This is a genomic window from Variovorax sp. P1_G12 (assembly GCF_056405555.1).
In genome coordinates this window covers 24,711-39,071 of the sequence record NZ_JBFUBW010000012.1, presented here as the reverse complement: position 1 = coordinate 39,071, position 14,361 = coordinate 24,711, and the positions used below count along the sequence as shown (strand labels likewise).

At 69.8% G+C, this 14,361-nt stretch carries 16 protein-coding genes; 13 read left to right on the top strand and 3 right to left on the bottom strand.

The features are described 5' to 3' along the window. Positions 1 to 36 precede the first annotated feature (36 nt). The 3 genes from pyrF to AC1D2O_RS15525 are packed head-to-tail and all read left to right on the top strand — an operon-like array spanning position 37 to position 1,788. Positions 37 to 861 (top strand): orotidine-5'-phosphate decarboxylase, encoded by an 825-nt coding sequence (gene pyrF / locus AC1D2O_RS15535; RefSeq protein ID WP_478157394.1) that lies wholly within the window; start codon positions 37 to 39, stop codon positions 859 to 861. Between the two features lie 43 nt (positions 862 to 904). Continuing rightward, positions 905 to 1,255 (top strand): GFA family protein, encoded by a 351-nt coding sequence (locus tag AC1D2O_RS15530; protein ID WP_478094967.1) that lies wholly within the window; start codon positions 905 to 907, stop codon positions 1,253 to 1,255. Further along, positions 1,252 to 1,788, top strand: a complete 537-nt coding sequence (locus tag AC1D2O_RS15525; protein ID WP_478157393.1) for a GFA family protein — start codon at positions 1,252 to 1,254, stop codon at positions 1,786 to 1,788. The genes AC1D2O_RS15530 and AC1D2O_RS15525 overlap by 4 nt, the downstream gene beginning before the upstream one ends. Here the strand turns inward: AC1D2O_RS15525 and AC1D2O_RS15520 are convergent. Further along, positions 1,730 to 2,566: an IclR family transcriptional regulator gene (locus tag AC1D2O_RS15520; RefSeq protein ID WP_478157484.1), complete on the bottom strand. Its 837-nt coding sequence runs from the start codon at positions 2,564 to 2,566 to the stop codon at positions 1,730 to 1,732. The genes AC1D2O_RS15525 and AC1D2O_RS15520 overlap by 59 nt on opposite strands. 115 nt (positions 2,567 to 2,681) lie before the next feature. Here AC1D2O_RS15520 and AC1D2O_RS15515 point away from each other — a divergent pair, with 115 nt between their 5' ends. From AC1D2O_RS15515 to AC1D2O_RS15485, 7 genes are all read left to right on the top strand, one after another. Next, complete coding sequence (locus AC1D2O_RS15515) at positions 2,682 to 3,641, top strand: MBL fold metallo-hydrolase (RefSeq protein ID WP_478157391.1); 960 nt, start codon at positions 2,682 to 2,684, stop codon at positions 3,639 to 3,641. A gap of 4 nt (positions 3,642 to 3,645) precedes the next feature. Then, complete coding sequence (locus AC1D2O_RS15510) at positions 3,646 to 5,343, top strand: FAD-dependent oxidoreductase (RefSeq protein ID WP_478092534.1); 1,698 nt, start codon at positions 3,646 to 3,648, stop codon at positions 5,341 to 5,343. Further along, positions 5,334 to 5,525 carry a DUF2783 domain-containing protein gene (locus AC1D2O_RS15505; RefSeq protein WP_478092532.1) on the top strand — a complete coding sequence of 64 codons (192 nt, stop codon included), beginning with the start codon at positions 5,334 to 5,336 and terminating at the stop codon, positions 5,523 to 5,525. Before AC1D2O_RS15510 ends, AC1D2O_RS15505 begins: the two co-directional genes overlap by 10 nt. 19 nt (positions 5,526 to 5,544) lie before the next feature. Next, the gene (hmgA, locus tag AC1D2O_RS15500; RefSeq protein WP_478092530.1) at positions 5,545 to 6,849 is read left to right on the top strand and encodes a homogentisate 1,2-dioxygenase; all 1,305 of its coding nucleotides are present in this window, start codon (positions 5,545 to 5,547) and stop codon (positions 6,847 to 6,849) included. Continuing rightward, positions 6,846 to 8,120 carry a fumarylacetoacetase gene (gene fahA, locus AC1D2O_RS15495; protein WP_478157390.1) on the top strand — a complete coding sequence of 425 codons (1,275 nt, stop codon included), beginning with the start codon at positions 6,846 to 6,848 and terminating at the stop codon, positions 8,118 to 8,120. The genes hmgA and fahA overlap by 4 nt, the downstream gene beginning before the upstream one ends. Positions 8,121 to 8,204: 84 nt before the next feature. Continuing rightward, positions 8,205 to 8,585, top strand: a complete 381-nt coding sequence (locus AC1D2O_RS15490; protein WP_478157388.1) for a DUF1622 domain-containing protein — start codon at positions 8,205 to 8,207, stop codon at positions 8,583 to 8,585. After that, positions 8,572 to 9,516: a hypothetical protein gene (locus AC1D2O_RS15485; RefSeq protein ID WP_478157386.1), complete on the top strand. Its 945-nt coding sequence runs from the start codon at positions 8,572 to 8,574 to the stop codon at positions 9,514 to 9,516. Before AC1D2O_RS15490 ends, AC1D2O_RS15485 begins: the two co-directional genes overlap by 14 nt. A 190-nt stretch (positions 9,517 to 9,706) precedes the next feature. Here the strand turns inward: AC1D2O_RS15485 and AC1D2O_RS15480 are convergent, their stop codons facing one another. Beyond that, a complete protein-coding gene (locus AC1D2O_RS15480) occupies positions 9,707 to 10,153 on the bottom strand; it encodes an acyl-CoA thioesterase (protein WP_478091831.1) in 447 nt (148 codons plus the stop codon). 45 nt (positions 10,154 to 10,198) lie between these two features. After that, positions 10,199 to 11,113, bottom strand: coding sequence for a LysR family transcriptional regulator (locus AC1D2O_RS15475; protein WP_478091833.1), 915 nt, complete (start codon positions 11,111 to 11,113; stop codon positions 10,199 to 10,201). A 126-nt stretch (positions 11,114 to 11,239) separates the two neighbouring features. Here AC1D2O_RS15475 and gtdA point away from each other — a divergent pair, with 126 nt between their 5' ends. The 3 genes from gtdA (at position 11,240) to AC1D2O_RS15460 (ending at position 14,327) form a co-directional block, all read left to right on the top strand. Then, positions 11,240 to 12,310 (top strand): gentisate 1,2-dioxygenase, encoded by a 1,071-nt coding sequence (gene gtdA, locus AC1D2O_RS15470; protein ID WP_478091835.1) that lies wholly within the window; start codon positions 11,240 to 11,242, stop codon positions 12,308 to 12,310. A 70-nt stretch (positions 12,311 to 12,380) separates the two neighbouring features. Next, entirely contained in the window at positions 12,381 to 13,085 is a 705-nt protein-coding gene (locus AC1D2O_RS15465; protein WP_478091836.1) for a fumarylacetoacetate hydrolase family protein, read from the top strand. 21 nt (positions 13,086 to 13,106) lie between these two features. Then, positions 13,107 to 14,327: a 3-hydroxybenzoate 6-monooxygenase gene (locus tag AC1D2O_RS15460; RefSeq protein WP_478157384.1), complete on the top strand. Its 1,221-nt coding sequence runs from the start codon at positions 13,107 to 13,109 to the stop codon at positions 14,325 to 14,327. Positions 14,328 to 14,361: the final 34 nt, after the last annotated feature.

Genomic DNA, 14,361 nt, shown 5'->3' with positions numbered 1-14,361 from the left:
TCCTCACCTCATGTGCCAGCCGCCTAAAATTGGTCCATGACCTTCCTGGACAAGCTGCGCGCCGCCGAGCGCCAAAACGGCTCGCTGCTGTGTGTCGGCCTCGACCCCGAGCCGACCAAATTCCCCGCCGGGCTCAAGGGCGACGCCAGCCGGATCTACGACTTCTGCGCCCGCATCGTCGACGCCACGGCCGACCTGGCGATCGCCTTCAAGCCGCAGATCGCCTATTTCGCCGCGCACCGGGCCGAGGGGCAGCTCGAGCAACTGATGGAACACATGCGCCGCAACGCGCCCCAGGTGCCGGTGATCCTCGACGCCAAGCGCGGCGACATCGGCTCGACCGCCGAGCAGTACGCGCGCGAGGCCTTCGAGCGCTATGGGGCCGATGCCGTCACGCTGTCTCCGTTCATGGGCTTCGACTCCGTCGAGCCCTACCTGCGCCACCAGGGCAAGGGCGCCTTCTTGCTGTGCCGGACCAGCAACCCCGGTGGCGCCGACCTGCAGGGCCAGCGGCTGGCGGGGATCGAGGGCGAGCCCTTCCTGTATGAGCATGTCGCCAGGCTGGCGCAGGGCCCGTGGAACCTCAACGGCCAGCTCGGCCTGGTGGTCGGTGCCACCTACCCGGCCGAAATCGAACGCGTGCGCGCGCTCGCACCCACGGTGCCGCTGCTGATTCCCGGTGTCGGTGCCCAGGGCGGCGACGCGGTCGCCACGGTCCGCGCCGGCTGGCGTCCGGACGCGCCGATCGTGGTCAATTCATCGCGTGCCATCTGCTACGCCTCGGCCGGCGAAGACTTCGCCGACGCCGCCCGGCGCGAGGCCCTGCGCACCCGCGACGCGCTCCAGGCAGCCAAGCCCTGAGCGGGTGTAATCTGCGGGGCTCGAAAGCCACGGAGACTCCCCGATGACCTACCAAGGAAGCTGCCACTGCGGCCGGATCGCCTTCGACGTCGAAGGCGAGCCCCAGGGGGCGCTGGCCTGCAACTGCTCCATGTGCCAGCGCAAGGGCTCGCTGCTGTGGTTCGTCCCGCGCGCGCAGTTCACCCTGCGCACGCCTGAGGACGACAACATGGGCACCTACCTGTTCAACAAGCACGCCATCCGGCATCGCTTCTGCAAGACCTGCGGCATCCATCCCTTTGCCGAGGCGACGGACCCCAAGGGCCAGCCGATGGCCGCGGTCAACATCCGCTGCCTCGAGGGCATCGATCTCGAGACGGTGCCCGTGCAGCACTACGACGGCCGCTCGCGATGAGCCAGCCGGAGGCGGGCGGGCCGAACCCCTTCCCCGCCGAGGGCGGCTGCACCTGCCGGGCCGTTCGCTATCGCATGGCCACGCGGCCGCTGTTCGTGCAATGCTGCCATTGCCGCTGGTGCCAGCGAGAGAGCGGCTCGGCGTTCGCGCTCAACGCGATGATCGAGGCCGACCGCGTGCAGCTGCTGCAGGGCGAGGTCGAGCGCGTGAAGACGCCCTCGGCGAGCGGTCAGGGCCAGATCGTGGCCCGCTGCCCGCATTGCCGCGTCGCGCTGTGGAGCCATTACGCGGGCAGCGGCGAAGCGATCAGTTTCGTGCGCGTCGGCACGCTCGACGCGCCGGACCTGCTGCCGCCCGACATCCACATCTTCACGATGTCCAGGCAGCCCTGGGTGCTGCTGCCGCCGGGCACGCCGGCGGTGGGCGAGTACTACCGCCGGTCCGAGCACTGGCCGGCCGGGAGCATCGAGCGCCTCAAGGCCTTGAAGACGCAGCCCCCAGCCGCTGCGACACTTGGTCCGCGCACGCCTTGAGCGCGAGGGCCACCTCGCCGTCCCATTGGGTGTCGAAGGTCGCGGCCGGACCGATCGCCGTGACGGCCAGCACGATCGCCCCGGTGTGGTCGAAGGCCGGCGCCGACATCGCGTTGATGCCGGGCAGGATCTCGCCCTCGGAGCGGCTCAGGCCGTGGGCCCGCACCTCGTGCAACTGCGCCTCGAAGGCCTTCCAGCTCGGCAGCGGCTGCACCGGCGGCATGCCGCGCCGCAGCGGTGCGGTGGCAACGGCGCCTTTCTGCTCGCGCTGGCGCTCCTGTTCGAGCAGCTCCCGGACCACCGCAGGGTCGAGGTAGGCACCGAACAGCCGGCCCGAGGCCGTGTCGGTCAGCGAGAACACGGTGCCGTGCCGCATGTTCACGTGCAGCGGCGCCGGCGATTCGGCGATGCGCACGATGGTCGCGCCGCGGTCGCCCCAGACCGCGATCGCCACCGTCTGGCCGATCTGCTGCGCCAGCTCGGCGATCAGCGGCGTCGCGATGTGCACCGGATTGGCCTGCTGCAGGCTGATCAATCCCAGTTGCAAGGCGAGCGGTCCGAGCAGATAGTGGCCGGTGGTGCGGTCCTGCTCGATCAGCCCGAGGCGGCCGAAGCTGACCATGTAGGGGTGCGCCTTGGCGGCGGACATCTCGGCCTCGCGCGCCAGGTCCTTGAGCGCCATCGGCCGGCCGTGGTGCACCAGGGCGCGCAGCAGCTGGCCGCCCACCTCGATGCTCTGGATGCCGCGCTGTGCGCGATCGGAGTCAGCCGCCATCAGGTTCCGTCATTCGTTGATACAGAAGGCATTAGACATTAACTGATCCTCGAATTACACTCCGCGCATTCGTTCCATGCGAATTCGTTCACTTTAGACAAATTTCAGGAGACCCACGATGACCGAGACCAAGAAGTTCGCCAGCCAGGCCGATCTCGAAGAGAAACAGATCACCTTCAGCCAGATTTCGGAGCATGCCTGGGCCTACACGGCCGAGGGCGACCCCAACACCGGCATCATCATCGGCGACGACTGCGTGCTGGTGGCCGACACCCAGGCCACGCCGGCGATGGCCGCCGACGTGGTGCGCCGCATCCGCGAAGTCACGGACAAGCCCATCAAGTACGTGGTGCTCACGCACTACCATGCGGTGCGCGTGCTGGGCGCCGCGGGCTACAAGCCCGAGCACATCATCGCCAGCCAGGACACGCGCGACCTGATCGTCGAGCGCGGCGAGCAGGACAAGGCGAGCGAGATCGGCCGCTTCCCGCGCCTGTTCCAGAACGTCGAGACCGTGCCCCCAGGCATGACCTGGCCGACCATGACCTTCACCGGCAAGATGACGCTGTGGCTGGGCAAGCTCGAAGTGCAGCTGATCCAGCTCGGCCGCGGCCACACCAAGGGCGACACCGTGGTCTGGCTGCCGCAGGAGCGCACCTTGCTGAGCGGCGACCTGGTCGAGTTCGATGCCACCCCCTATGCCGGCGACGCCTACTTCCAGGACTGGCCGAAGACGCTCGACAACATCGCCGCGCTCAAGCCTGCCGCGCTGGTACCCGGCCGCGGCGCCGCGCTGACCACGCCCGACGAAGTGGCCAAGGGCCTGGCCGGCACGCGCAACTTCATCGCCGACGTCTACGCGAGCGTGCAGGAAGGCGTGAAGGCCGGGCGCGACCTCAACGCGGTCTACCAGGAGACCTACGCCAAGCTCAAGCCCAAGTACGGCCACTGGGTGATCTTCGACCACTGCATGCCCTTCGACGTCAGCCGCGCCTACGACGAGGCCTCGGGCCATGCCGACCCGCGCATCTGGACCGCCGAGCGCGACGTCGACATGTGGAAAGCACTCGAAGGCTGAAGCCATGGCAAGCCTCGCATCGACGGCCGGGGCGCCGGTCGACTACCAGTCCCTGCGCTTCGACTACAAGCGGCACGCCGACCAGGACGCGGCCACGCCGGCGCGCCATCCGGTCGTGGTGGTCGGCGCCGGCCCGGTGGGCCTGGCGCTGGCGATCGACCTGGCCCAGCAGCAGGTGCCCGTGGTGCTGCTGGACAACGACTGCACGCTGTCGACCGGCTCGCGCGCGATCTGCTTCGCCAAGCGCACGCTGGAGGTCTTCGACCGGCTGGGCTGCGCCGAGCCCATGGTGGCCAAGGGCGTCTCGTGGAATGTCGGCCGGGTGTTCTTCGGCGACGAGCAGGTCTACCGCTTCGACCTGCTGCCCGAGGCCGGTCACGAGCGCCCGGCCTTCATCAATCTGCAGCAGTACTACGTCGAAGGCTTCCTCGCGGAGCGCGTCGCCGAGCTGCCGCTGATCGACCTGCGCTGGAATAACAAGGTGGTGGGCATCGAGCAGGACGCCGACCAGGCGCTGCTGACCATCGAGACGCCCGAAGGCAACTACCGCCTGGCGGCCGGCTACGTGGCGGCCTGCGACGGCTCGCGCTCCAACCTGCGGCAACTGCTGGGCCAGGAGGCCAAGGGCCGCGTGTTCCGCGACCGCTTCCTGATCGCCGACGTGAACATGGACGCCGACCTGCCGACCGAGCGCCGCTTCTGGTTCGACCCGCCGTTCCATCCGGGCCAGAGCGTGCTGCTGCACAAGCAGGCCGACGGCATGTGGCGCATCGACTTCCAGCTCGGCTGGGACGCCGACCCGGTGGAGGAACGCAAGCCCGAGAACATCATCCCGCGGGTGCGCGCGCTGCTCGACAGCATCGGCCACGAACGGGTGCAGTTCGACATCGGCTGGGCCAGCGTCTACACCTTCGCCTGCCAGCGCATGGAGAACTTTCGCCACGGCCGCGTGCTGTTCGCCGGCGATTCGGCGCACGGCGTGTCTCCCTTCGGCGCCCGCGGCGCGAACTCCGGCGTGCAGGATGCCGACAACCTGGCCTGGAAGCTGGCCGCGGTGCTGCGCGGCGAAGCGCCCGATGCGCTCCTCGACAGCTACGCGAGCGAGCGCGAGTACGCGGCCGACGAGAACATCCGCAACTCGACCCGCGCGACCGACTTCATCACGCCCAAGAGCGAGGTCAGCCGGCTGTTCCGCGACGCGGTGCTGGAGCTTTCCAAGCGCCATGCCTTCGCGCGGGCGCTGGTCAACAGCGGGCGGCTGTCGGTGCCGAGCACCTTGCGCGACTCGGCGCTGAACACGCCGGACGTCGATGCGTTCGAAGGGCTGATGGTGCCCGGCGCGGCGGCGGCCGATGCGCCGATCGTCCGCGCCGGCGGCGCCAGCGGCTGGCTGCTGCGCGAACTCAGCCCGGCGGGTGCCGCAGCCACCCGCTTCACGGCCCTGGTCTTCGGCGAGGGCGCCGCCGCCGAGCGCAGCCTCGCGGTGCTGGCGCGCGTCGACGTGCCGCTGCACATCGTGCGCGTCGCAGGCAGCGGCGCCGGCGAACTCGCCGCCCAGCGTTACGACGCCCGGCCCGGCACCGTCTACCTGCTGCGCCCCGACCAGCATGTCTGCGCGCGCTGGCGCGAACCCACTTCCGAGGCCGTGCGCGCCGCGCGCGACCGCGCATTGGCGAAAAAGGCTAGAACGCCATGGACCTGATCACCACCCCGAACCTCGACGCGCCCGACGACTTCTACGAAGCGCTGATCGAAGCCCACCAGGGCCTGTCGAGCGACGAGAGCCATGCCTTCAACGCCCGCCTCGTGCTGGTGCTGGCCAACCACATCGGCTCGACCGACGTGCTGCGCCAGGCCTTCGAGGCGGCCGCGCCATCCCGTTGAGACTTCAAGAGAGCACACCATGACGAACGCATCCGCGGCCGAGCGCCGCTACCAGGGCGGCTTCGGCAACGAATACGCCACCGAGGCCGTCGCCGGCGCCTTGCCGCAGGGCCGCAACAGCCCGCAGCGCGCGCCCTTCGACCTCTATCCCGAACTGATCTCGGGCACCGCCTTCACCGTGCCGCGGCACCAGAACCGGCGTACCTGGCTGTACCGGCGCCAGCCCTCGGTGGTGGCCGGCCGCTACCAGGCCTATGCGCAGGCGCACTGGACCACCGGCGCCGATCGCGAGATCGCGCTGCCGCCCGAGCCGCTGCGCTGGGCGCCGATTCCGCTGGCCGATGGCGGCGTCGATTTCGTCGACGGCATGCACACGCTGGCCGCCAACGGCGACGCCGAGGCGCAGTCCGGCATCGGCGCCCTGGTCTACCTCGCGAGCCGCTCGATGGAACGCCGCGCCTTCGTCAACGCCGACGGCGAGATGCTGGTGGTGCCGCAGCAGGGCCGTCTCGTGATCACCACCGAGATGGGCGTGCTCGACGTCAAGCCCGGCGAGATCGCGCTGCTGCCGCGCGGGGTCGTGTTCAAGGTCGAGTTGCCGGACGGGCCTTCGCGCGGCTATGTCTGCGAGAACTACGGCGCCCAGTTCCGCCTGCCCGAGCTGGGGCCCATCGGCTCCAACGGCCTGGCCAACGCGCGCGACTTCCAGGCCCCGGTGGCGGCCTTCGAGGATGCCAGCGTGGCCTACGAGCTGGTCAAGAAGTCGGGCGGCCGCTTCTGGTCGGCGCCGACCAGGCACTCGCCCTTCAACGTGGTCGCCTGGCACGGCAACCTGGCGCCGGTGAAGTACGACACGGCCAACTTCATGACCATCGGATCGATCAGCTTCGACCATCCGGACCCGTCGATCTTCACGGTGCTGACCTCGCCCTCGGACACCCCCGGCACCGCCAACTGCGACTTCGCGATCTTCCCGCCGCGCTGGCTGGTGATGGAAGACACCTTCAGGCCGCCGTGGTACCACCGCAACCTGATGAGCGAATTCATGGGCCTGGTCTACGGCGAGTACGACGCCAAGCCCGGCGGCTTCAAGCCGGGCGGCGCCAGCCTGCACAACTGCATGGTGCCGCACGGCCCCGACGAAGAGGCCTTCGACAAGGCCAGCCAGGCCAACCTGGCGCCCCAGAAGCTGGACCACACGCTGGCCTTCATGTTCGAGAGCCGCTGGCGCTTCATCCCCACCGCGTTCGCGCTGCAAAGCCCGGCGCTCGACAATGACTACGCCGACTGCTGGGCCGGCCTCAAAGACCAATTCAAGCCATGACCATGCTGAACGCCACCCACGACCCGAAGCTGCGCAGCTGGGTCGCCTCGGCCAATGAGGCCGGCTGCGACTTCCCGATCCAGAACCTGCCGTTCGGCCGCTTCCGCGCCGCCGGCAGCAGCGAGGCATTCCGCATCGGCATCGCCATCGGCGACCAGGTGCTGGACCTGAAGGCGACCGGGCTGATCGACACCGACGACATGAACGTCCTGCTGGCCCAGGGTGTGACCGAGCGGCAGGCGCTGCGCGCCGCGCTCTCCGAAGGGCTGCGCGAAGGCAGCGCCAGGCAGGCCGAATGGGCCAAGGCCCTGAGTGCGCAGTCGGCGGTCGAGTTGACCGTGCCTTGCCGCATCGGCGACTACACCGACTTCTACACCGGCATCCACCATGCGACCACGGTCGGCAAGCTGTTCCGTCCCGATCAGCCGCTGATGCCCAACTACAAGTGGGTGCCGATCGGCTACCACGGCCGGGCGTCCTCGATCGCGGTCAGCGGCCAGTGCTTCAAGCGGCCGCAGGGCCAGACCAAGGCGCCCGATGCGCAAGCGCCCAGCTTCGGCCCCTCGAAGCGGCTGGACTACGAACTGGAACTGGGCTTCGTCGTCGGCCAGGGCAACGCGCTCGGCGAGCCGGTCGCGATGGCCGATGCCGAGTCGCACCTGTTCGGCGTCACCTTGCTCAACGACTGGTCGGCGCGCGACCTGCAGGCCTGGGAATACCAGCCCCTGGGTCCGTTCCTCTCGAAGAACTTCGCCTCCACGCTGTCGCCCTGGATCGTCACCATGGAGGCGCTGGCGCCCTTCCGCGCGAAGTTCGAGCGCCCCGCCGGCGATCCGCAGCCGCTGCCCTACCTGGACTCGCCGGCCAACCGCGAGCGCGGCGCGCTCGACATCACGCTCGAGGTCTGGCTCCGGACCGCGAAGATGCGCGAGGCCGGCGAGCCCGCGGTGCGGCTCACGCGCGGCAACACCGCCGAGGCCGCGTACTGGACCGCGGCGCAGCTGCTGACCCACCACACGGTCAACGGCTGCAACCTGCAGCCGGGCGACCTGCTCGGCTCGGGCACGCTGTCGGGCCCTAAGCCCGACGAGGCCGGTTCGCTGCTCGAACTCACGCTGGGCGGCAAGAATCCGATCACGCTGCCGAACGGCGAGCGCCGCACCTTCCTCGAGGACGGCGACACGCTGAGCCTGCGCGGCTACTGCGAGCGCGCGGGCGCGGCGCGGATCGGCCTGGGCGAGGTCAGCGGGACGGTGCTGGCGGCGGCCTGAGCGGCGCCCCGGCCCCTCACCAAAGGGCAATTTGCGAAATGGCGTCCAGCGGGCACTATCGGGCGATCCCCCGAAGGTGTCCCCATGGAACAAGCGCTGCACCTCCTCGCCGAACGTCTGTCGCAGACGCTCCAGTTCATCACCATGCTGCTGCTCGCCTTCGGCACCGCGGCGGCGTTGTGGAATCTGGCGCGTGGCCTGTTCGCGGGCCGGCCGGCGTCCGCCGTCACGCTCGAGGTCTGGCAGGGACTCTCGCGCTGGCTGCTGCTGGGCCTGGAGTTCATGCTGGCGGCCGACCTGATCGACACCGCGGTTTCGCCCAATTGGGACGACATCGGCAAGCTCGGCGCCATCGCCGCGATCCGCACGGTGCTCGGCTTCTTTCTCGGGCGCGACATCGAACTGGCGCGCCGCATCGCGCAGGAGCCCGACGCGCCGGTGCCCCAGGCCAATGAAACGGCCTGAGGCGCTGTCGCTGCTGATGGCGTGCGCATTGGGGTCGACGGCCGCCTGCGCGCAGCAGAACCTGGACATCGTCGGGTCGCGCGTGCAGCAGCATGCCAACGCGGTGCTGGCGCTGATGTCCTACTCGGCGGTGCCGGACCTGACTTCGAGCAGCCTGTCGATCAGCAACCAGGCCAACGGCAATCCCGACGTCCTGATGTCGCAGCTCGGGGGCGGTTTCACGGTCAGCAAGAGCCTGCCTCTCTACCTGGAGGGAGCGGTCGCCTACAGCCGCTACGACCCGGTCTTCGTCGCCAGCAACGGCACCGAGTCACGCAGCCTGCCGGTGCGCTGGAACTCGCTCTCCGGCACCGCGGGCATCGGCTGGGACTTTCCGATCACCTCGGAACTCGCGTTCCGCCCGATCTTCAACTTCTCGCTCGGCAAGGTGGCCAGCGACCTGCAGATCGCCCGGGCCTACCTCGGCCGTGTCACGGACCGGCAGATCGATTTCCTCGACGGCGGCTCGCTCAACGCCTACGGGCTCGGCGGCGCCGTGATGCTCGACTGGGAGCACTACCGCGAGAACTACGAGGTCGATGTCGAGCTGCGCTATACGGACATCGAGCTCAGGTCCTTCGGCGGCAGCAGCCCAGCGGTCGAAGGCAGCGCCTCGGCGCGCACCGCCAACGTGTGGGCGCGCTGGCGCGCACCCACCGGCCTGCGCGCGCTCGACCGGCCGCTGCGCTACGTGCTGGAGTTCTCCCACTCGAGGTACCTGGGCAGCCAGGCCGACGTGCTGGGCTTCGACCGGCTGACCACCCTGGGGACTGGGCTCGAGCTCGACACCAGCGGCCACGATGTCTTCATCACGCGGGTGCGGGCCGTGCTGCGTTATGTCTTCGGCCACAACGTGTCCGGCGTGTCGCTGGGGCTGGCCGTGAGCTTCTGAGGGCGGCCCCGGGTCGCGCTGCGCCTCAGGCCGCCGCTGCGGGAATCCACACATGGAAGCCGGCGCCGCGCGGGCTTCGACTAAGGGAGCGTGGGGGCCATCCAGGCCGACGCCGGGCCGCCCCAAGGCGGCCTGCGGCCCCCTCGGGGGGCAGCGACCCACACGCAGTGGGGGAGCGTGGGGGCCACGCTCAGGCGCCGATCGCCGCCCGGGTGGCCTCGAGATGCGCCCGGGCCCGCTCGGCCAGCGCCATCTCGCCCGGCGTGCCGGGCGTGAAGCTGTCGACCGGCAGCGTCCGGCCGTGGGAGTCGACCGAGACGAAGACCACCAGGCACTCGGTGGTCTTGTGCATCTCGCCGCCCTTCATGTCGCCGCTGCGGACCTCGACCGAGATGTTCATGCTGCTGTTGCCGGTGTAGGCCAGCCGCGCCTCGACCTCGACCAGGTCGCCGATCATGATCGGGCGGTGGAAGCGGATGCTGCCGATGAAGACCGTCACGCAGTAGCGCTTGGACCAGCTGGTCGCGCAGGCGTAGCCGGCTTCGTCGATCCACTTCATGACGGTGCCGCCGTGGACCTTGCCGCCGAAGTTGACGGTGCTGGGCTCGGCCAGGAAGCGCAGGGTGATGGAGGACATGAGATGCCTGGGCGATGAGTGGATCGAGGGGGGTGCCTGCGCCGATTATGCGAGCGCCGCGGCGTTTCCGGGAGCGAACAGCTGGGCCACCGTGCGGCGCAGCCACATGTTGCCAGCGTCGGCGTGGAAGCGCTCGTGCCAGTGCTGCTTGACCGCGTAGGAGGGCAGCGCGAAGGGCGGCTCCAGCAGCCTCACCGGCTCCTGCGTCGCCAGCACCTCGCCCAGGATGCGCGGCACGATCACGATCAGCTCGGTGTGCGCGACGATCCGCGCCACGCTCAGGAAGCTGGACAGCCGCACCACCACGTCGCGCGCGAGGCCGAGGCGCGCGAGGGTCTTGTCGACGATCGCATGGCCGGTGCCCGACGAGGAGATCACCGCGTGCGCCTCGGCCTCGAAGCGGCGGCGCGTGAGCCGGGCGCCGATGCGCGGGTGGTTGCGCGCCGCCAGGCAGACGAAGTTCTGCATGAAGAGCGTCTGCTGGTAGAAGCCGGCGTCCAGCTGCGGCATGAAGCCCACGGCCAGGTCGACCTCGCCGTCCTCGAGGCGGCGGCCGCTGTCGGTCGAGATGATCTCGGTCTCCAGGTGCACGCCGGGCGCCTGCCGCCGCAGGTGGTCGATCAGCCCCGGCAGCAGCACCACCTCGCTGATGTCGGTCATGCAGATGCGGAAGCTGCGCCTCGCCTCGCCGGGCACGAAGCCGCCGCGGCTGCCGCGCGCCTGGTCGAGCTGGGCCAGCACCTCGCGCACATGCACGCTGAGCCGCTGGGCATAGGGCGTGGGCTGCATGCCCTGGGCGGTGCGGGCGAACAGGCGGTCGTCGAAATGGGCGCGCAGCTTGTTCAGCATGGTGCTGGCCGCGGCCTGGGCCATGCCCAGCCGGTCGGCCGCCTTCGAGACGCTGCCGGTCTTGTAGACCTCGTCGAAGACCGCGAGCCATTCGAGATCGAGCTTGGACATCGGAATTCCCCTGAAGAAGCCCCATTATCCAAAAACGATATTCCAAGTATTGAGTGGAAGTCTTGAACAAATAGTGGTCGGGGCCAACAATGCGGCCTCGGCGCTCGACGCCAGGAGACACCCCCCATGAACACCGCCTTGCCGGCCGCCCGCACCGACGGCGCCGAACGCCGCGCCTACTACGACCGCATCCGCCCGCTCCACCTGACGCCGCTGTGGGAGTCGCTGCACGCGCTGGTGCCGCGCGAGCCGCAGACGCCCTGCGTGCCCGCGCTCTGGCACTACGACGAGATCCGGCCGCTGCTGATGGAGTCGGCCGAGCTGATCACCGCCGAGGAAGCGGTGCGCCGCGTGCTGGTGCTCGAGAACCCGGCGATCCCGGGCCGCTCGTCGATCACGCAGTCGCTCTACGCCGGGCTGCAGCTCATCATGCCGGGCGAGGTGGCGCCCTCGCACCGCCACGTGCAGTCGGCGCTGCGCTTCATCGTCGACGGCAAGGGCGCCTACACCACGGTCGGCGGCGAGCGCACCACGATGCACCCGGGCGACTTCATCATCACGCCCTCGTGGGCCTGGCATGACCACGGCAACGAAGGCATCGAAGGGGTGAGCGAGCCGGTGGTCTGGCTCGATGGGCTCGACATCCCGATGATCCGTTTCTTCGACGCTGGCTTCGCCGAGAACGACGACGCCCGCATGCAGCAGGTCGCGCGGCCCGAGGGCCACAGCCTGGCGCGCTTCGGCCACAACATGGTGCCGGTGCGTCACGACCATGTGTCGCCGACCTCGCCGATCTTCAACTACCCCTATGCGCGCAGCCGCGAGGCACTGGCCCAGCTGCACAAGCAGGAAGCCGCCGACGCCTGGCTGGGCCACAAACTGCGCTACATCAATCCGCTGACCGGCGGCTCGCCGATGCCGACCATCGCGACGAACCTGCAGCTGCTGCCCGCGGGCTTTGCCGGCAAGACGCACCGCGCCACCGACGGCGCGGTCTACAGCGTGGTCGAGGGCCGCGGCACGGCCGAGATCGGCGGCCAGCGCTTCGATTTCGGGCCGCGCGACACCTTCGTTGTGCCGTCCTGGGCGCCGCTGCGCCTTGCCGCCAGCGAGGAAGTGGTGCTGTTCAGTTTCTCGGACCGGCCGGTGCAGCAGGCGATGGGCGTGCTGCGCGAAGCCTTCCTCGACCACGCCTGATTCCGGGTGCCTTCGGGCCGCCGTCTTTTTCCTTCGTCCATGTTTGCCGCTGCGCGCGGCAGGAGTCTTCATGTCCTTCGTCGTTTCTCCTCCGGCCGTGGTCGGCCTCGCCATCGCCGGCTCGACCGAGCTGTTCCCGGTCCGCCGCGTCTACTGCGTCGGCCGCAACTACGCGGCGCATGCGCGCGAGATGGGTTTCGACCCGGACCGCGAACCGCCCTTCTTCTTCTGCAAGCCCAATGACGACGCCTCGGTGGTGCCGGTGCCAGCCGGCCGGGCGGTCGGCATTCCCTATCCGGACCAGACCACCAACTACCACTACGAGGCCGAACTGGTGGTGGCGATCGGCACCGGCGGGCGCGACATCGCGGTCGGCGATGCGGTCAACCACATCTACGGCTACGCGGTCGGCCTGGACATGACGCGCCGCGACCTGCAGATGAAGATGCGCGAGCAGGGCCGGCCGTGGGAGATCGGCAAGGCCTTCGACTTCTCGGCGCCGGTGGGCCTGCTGAGTCCGCGCGCCGCGATGGGCGAGATGACGGCCGGCGCGATCACGCTCGAGGTCGACGGCGAAGCGCGCCAGAAGAGCGATATCCGCCACCTGATCTGGTCGGTCAGCGAGGTGATCGCCAACCTGTCGACCTTGTTCGCGCTGCAGCCCGGCGACCTGATCTTCACCGGCACGCCCGAGGGCGTGGGCGCGGTGCAGCGCGGGCAGACCATGCAAGTCCGTATCGACGGCCTCGAACCGATCGCGGTTCGCATCGACTGACATCCCCGCAGGAGACGCACCATGGGCACCCCTTCCAAGCACAAATCCACCGTTCTCGTGGTCGGCGGCGGCATCGGCGGCATGGCGGCGGCGCTGGCACTGGCGCGCCTGGGCATCGCCGTCGACCTGCTCGAGCAGAGCGCCACCCTCGGCGAGATCGGCGCCGGCCTGCAACTGGGCCCGAACGCCTTCGCGGCGCTCGATGCGCTGGGCGTGGGCGAAGCGGTGCGGCGCGGCTCGGTGTTCACCGACCGGCTCGTGATGATGGACGCCGTCGACTGCGCCGAGGTCGCCTCGGTGCCGGTCGGCGAGGCCTTTCGCGCGCGCTTCGGCAACCCCTATGCGGTCAGCCACCGGGCCGACCTGCACGGCGCGATCCACGAGGCGGTGAAGCAGCATCCGCTGATCCGCTTCCACACCTCGGCGCAGGTCGAGGCGCTGGATCTGGAAGAACGCCGCGTGACCGCGGTCACGCGCGACGGCCGCCGCTTCAGCGCCGACGCCATCATCGGTTGCGACGGTGTCAAATCGGTGGTGCGCGCCAGGCTCATCGGCGATGCGCCGCGGGTCTCGGGCCACGTGGTCTACCGCGCCGTGGTGCCGGCCGCCGACATGCCCGAGGACCTGCGCTGGAACGCGCCCGTGGTCTGGGCCGGCCCCGACTGCCACCTGGTGCACTACCCGCTGCGCCATGGCGAGCAATACAACCTGGTCGTCACCTTCCACAGCCGCGAGCGCGAGGAGTGGGGCGTCAGCGACGGCAGCAAGGAAGAGGTGATGTCGTACTTCGAGGGCGTGCATGCGCGCCCGCGGCAGCTGCTCGACCGCCCCACCTCTTGGCGCCGCTGGAGCACCGCCGACCGCGAGCCGGTGGCGACCTGGAGCGAGGGCCGGGCCACGCTGCTGGGCGACGCGGCCCATCCGATGATGCAGTACCTCGCGCAGGGCGCCTGCATGGCGCTGGAGGATGCGGTGACGCTGGGCGCCGCAGTCGAAGCCTGCGACCACGACCTGAGCGCCGCCTTCCGCCTCTATGCCTCGGCCCGGGTCGCGCGCACCGCGCGCGTGGTGCTGTCGGTGCGCGAGATGGGGCGTCTCTACCATGCCAAGGGCGTCGAGCGGCTGGTGCGAAACAGCCTCTGGACCGGCCGCACGCCCGAACGCTTCTACGACGCGGTCGAATGGCTCTACGGCTGGAACCCCGCGCACTGCCTCGACGACGGGCGCGCTGCGCCGACCTGATACAACGCCGCCGAACGATTCAAACCTGAAGGAA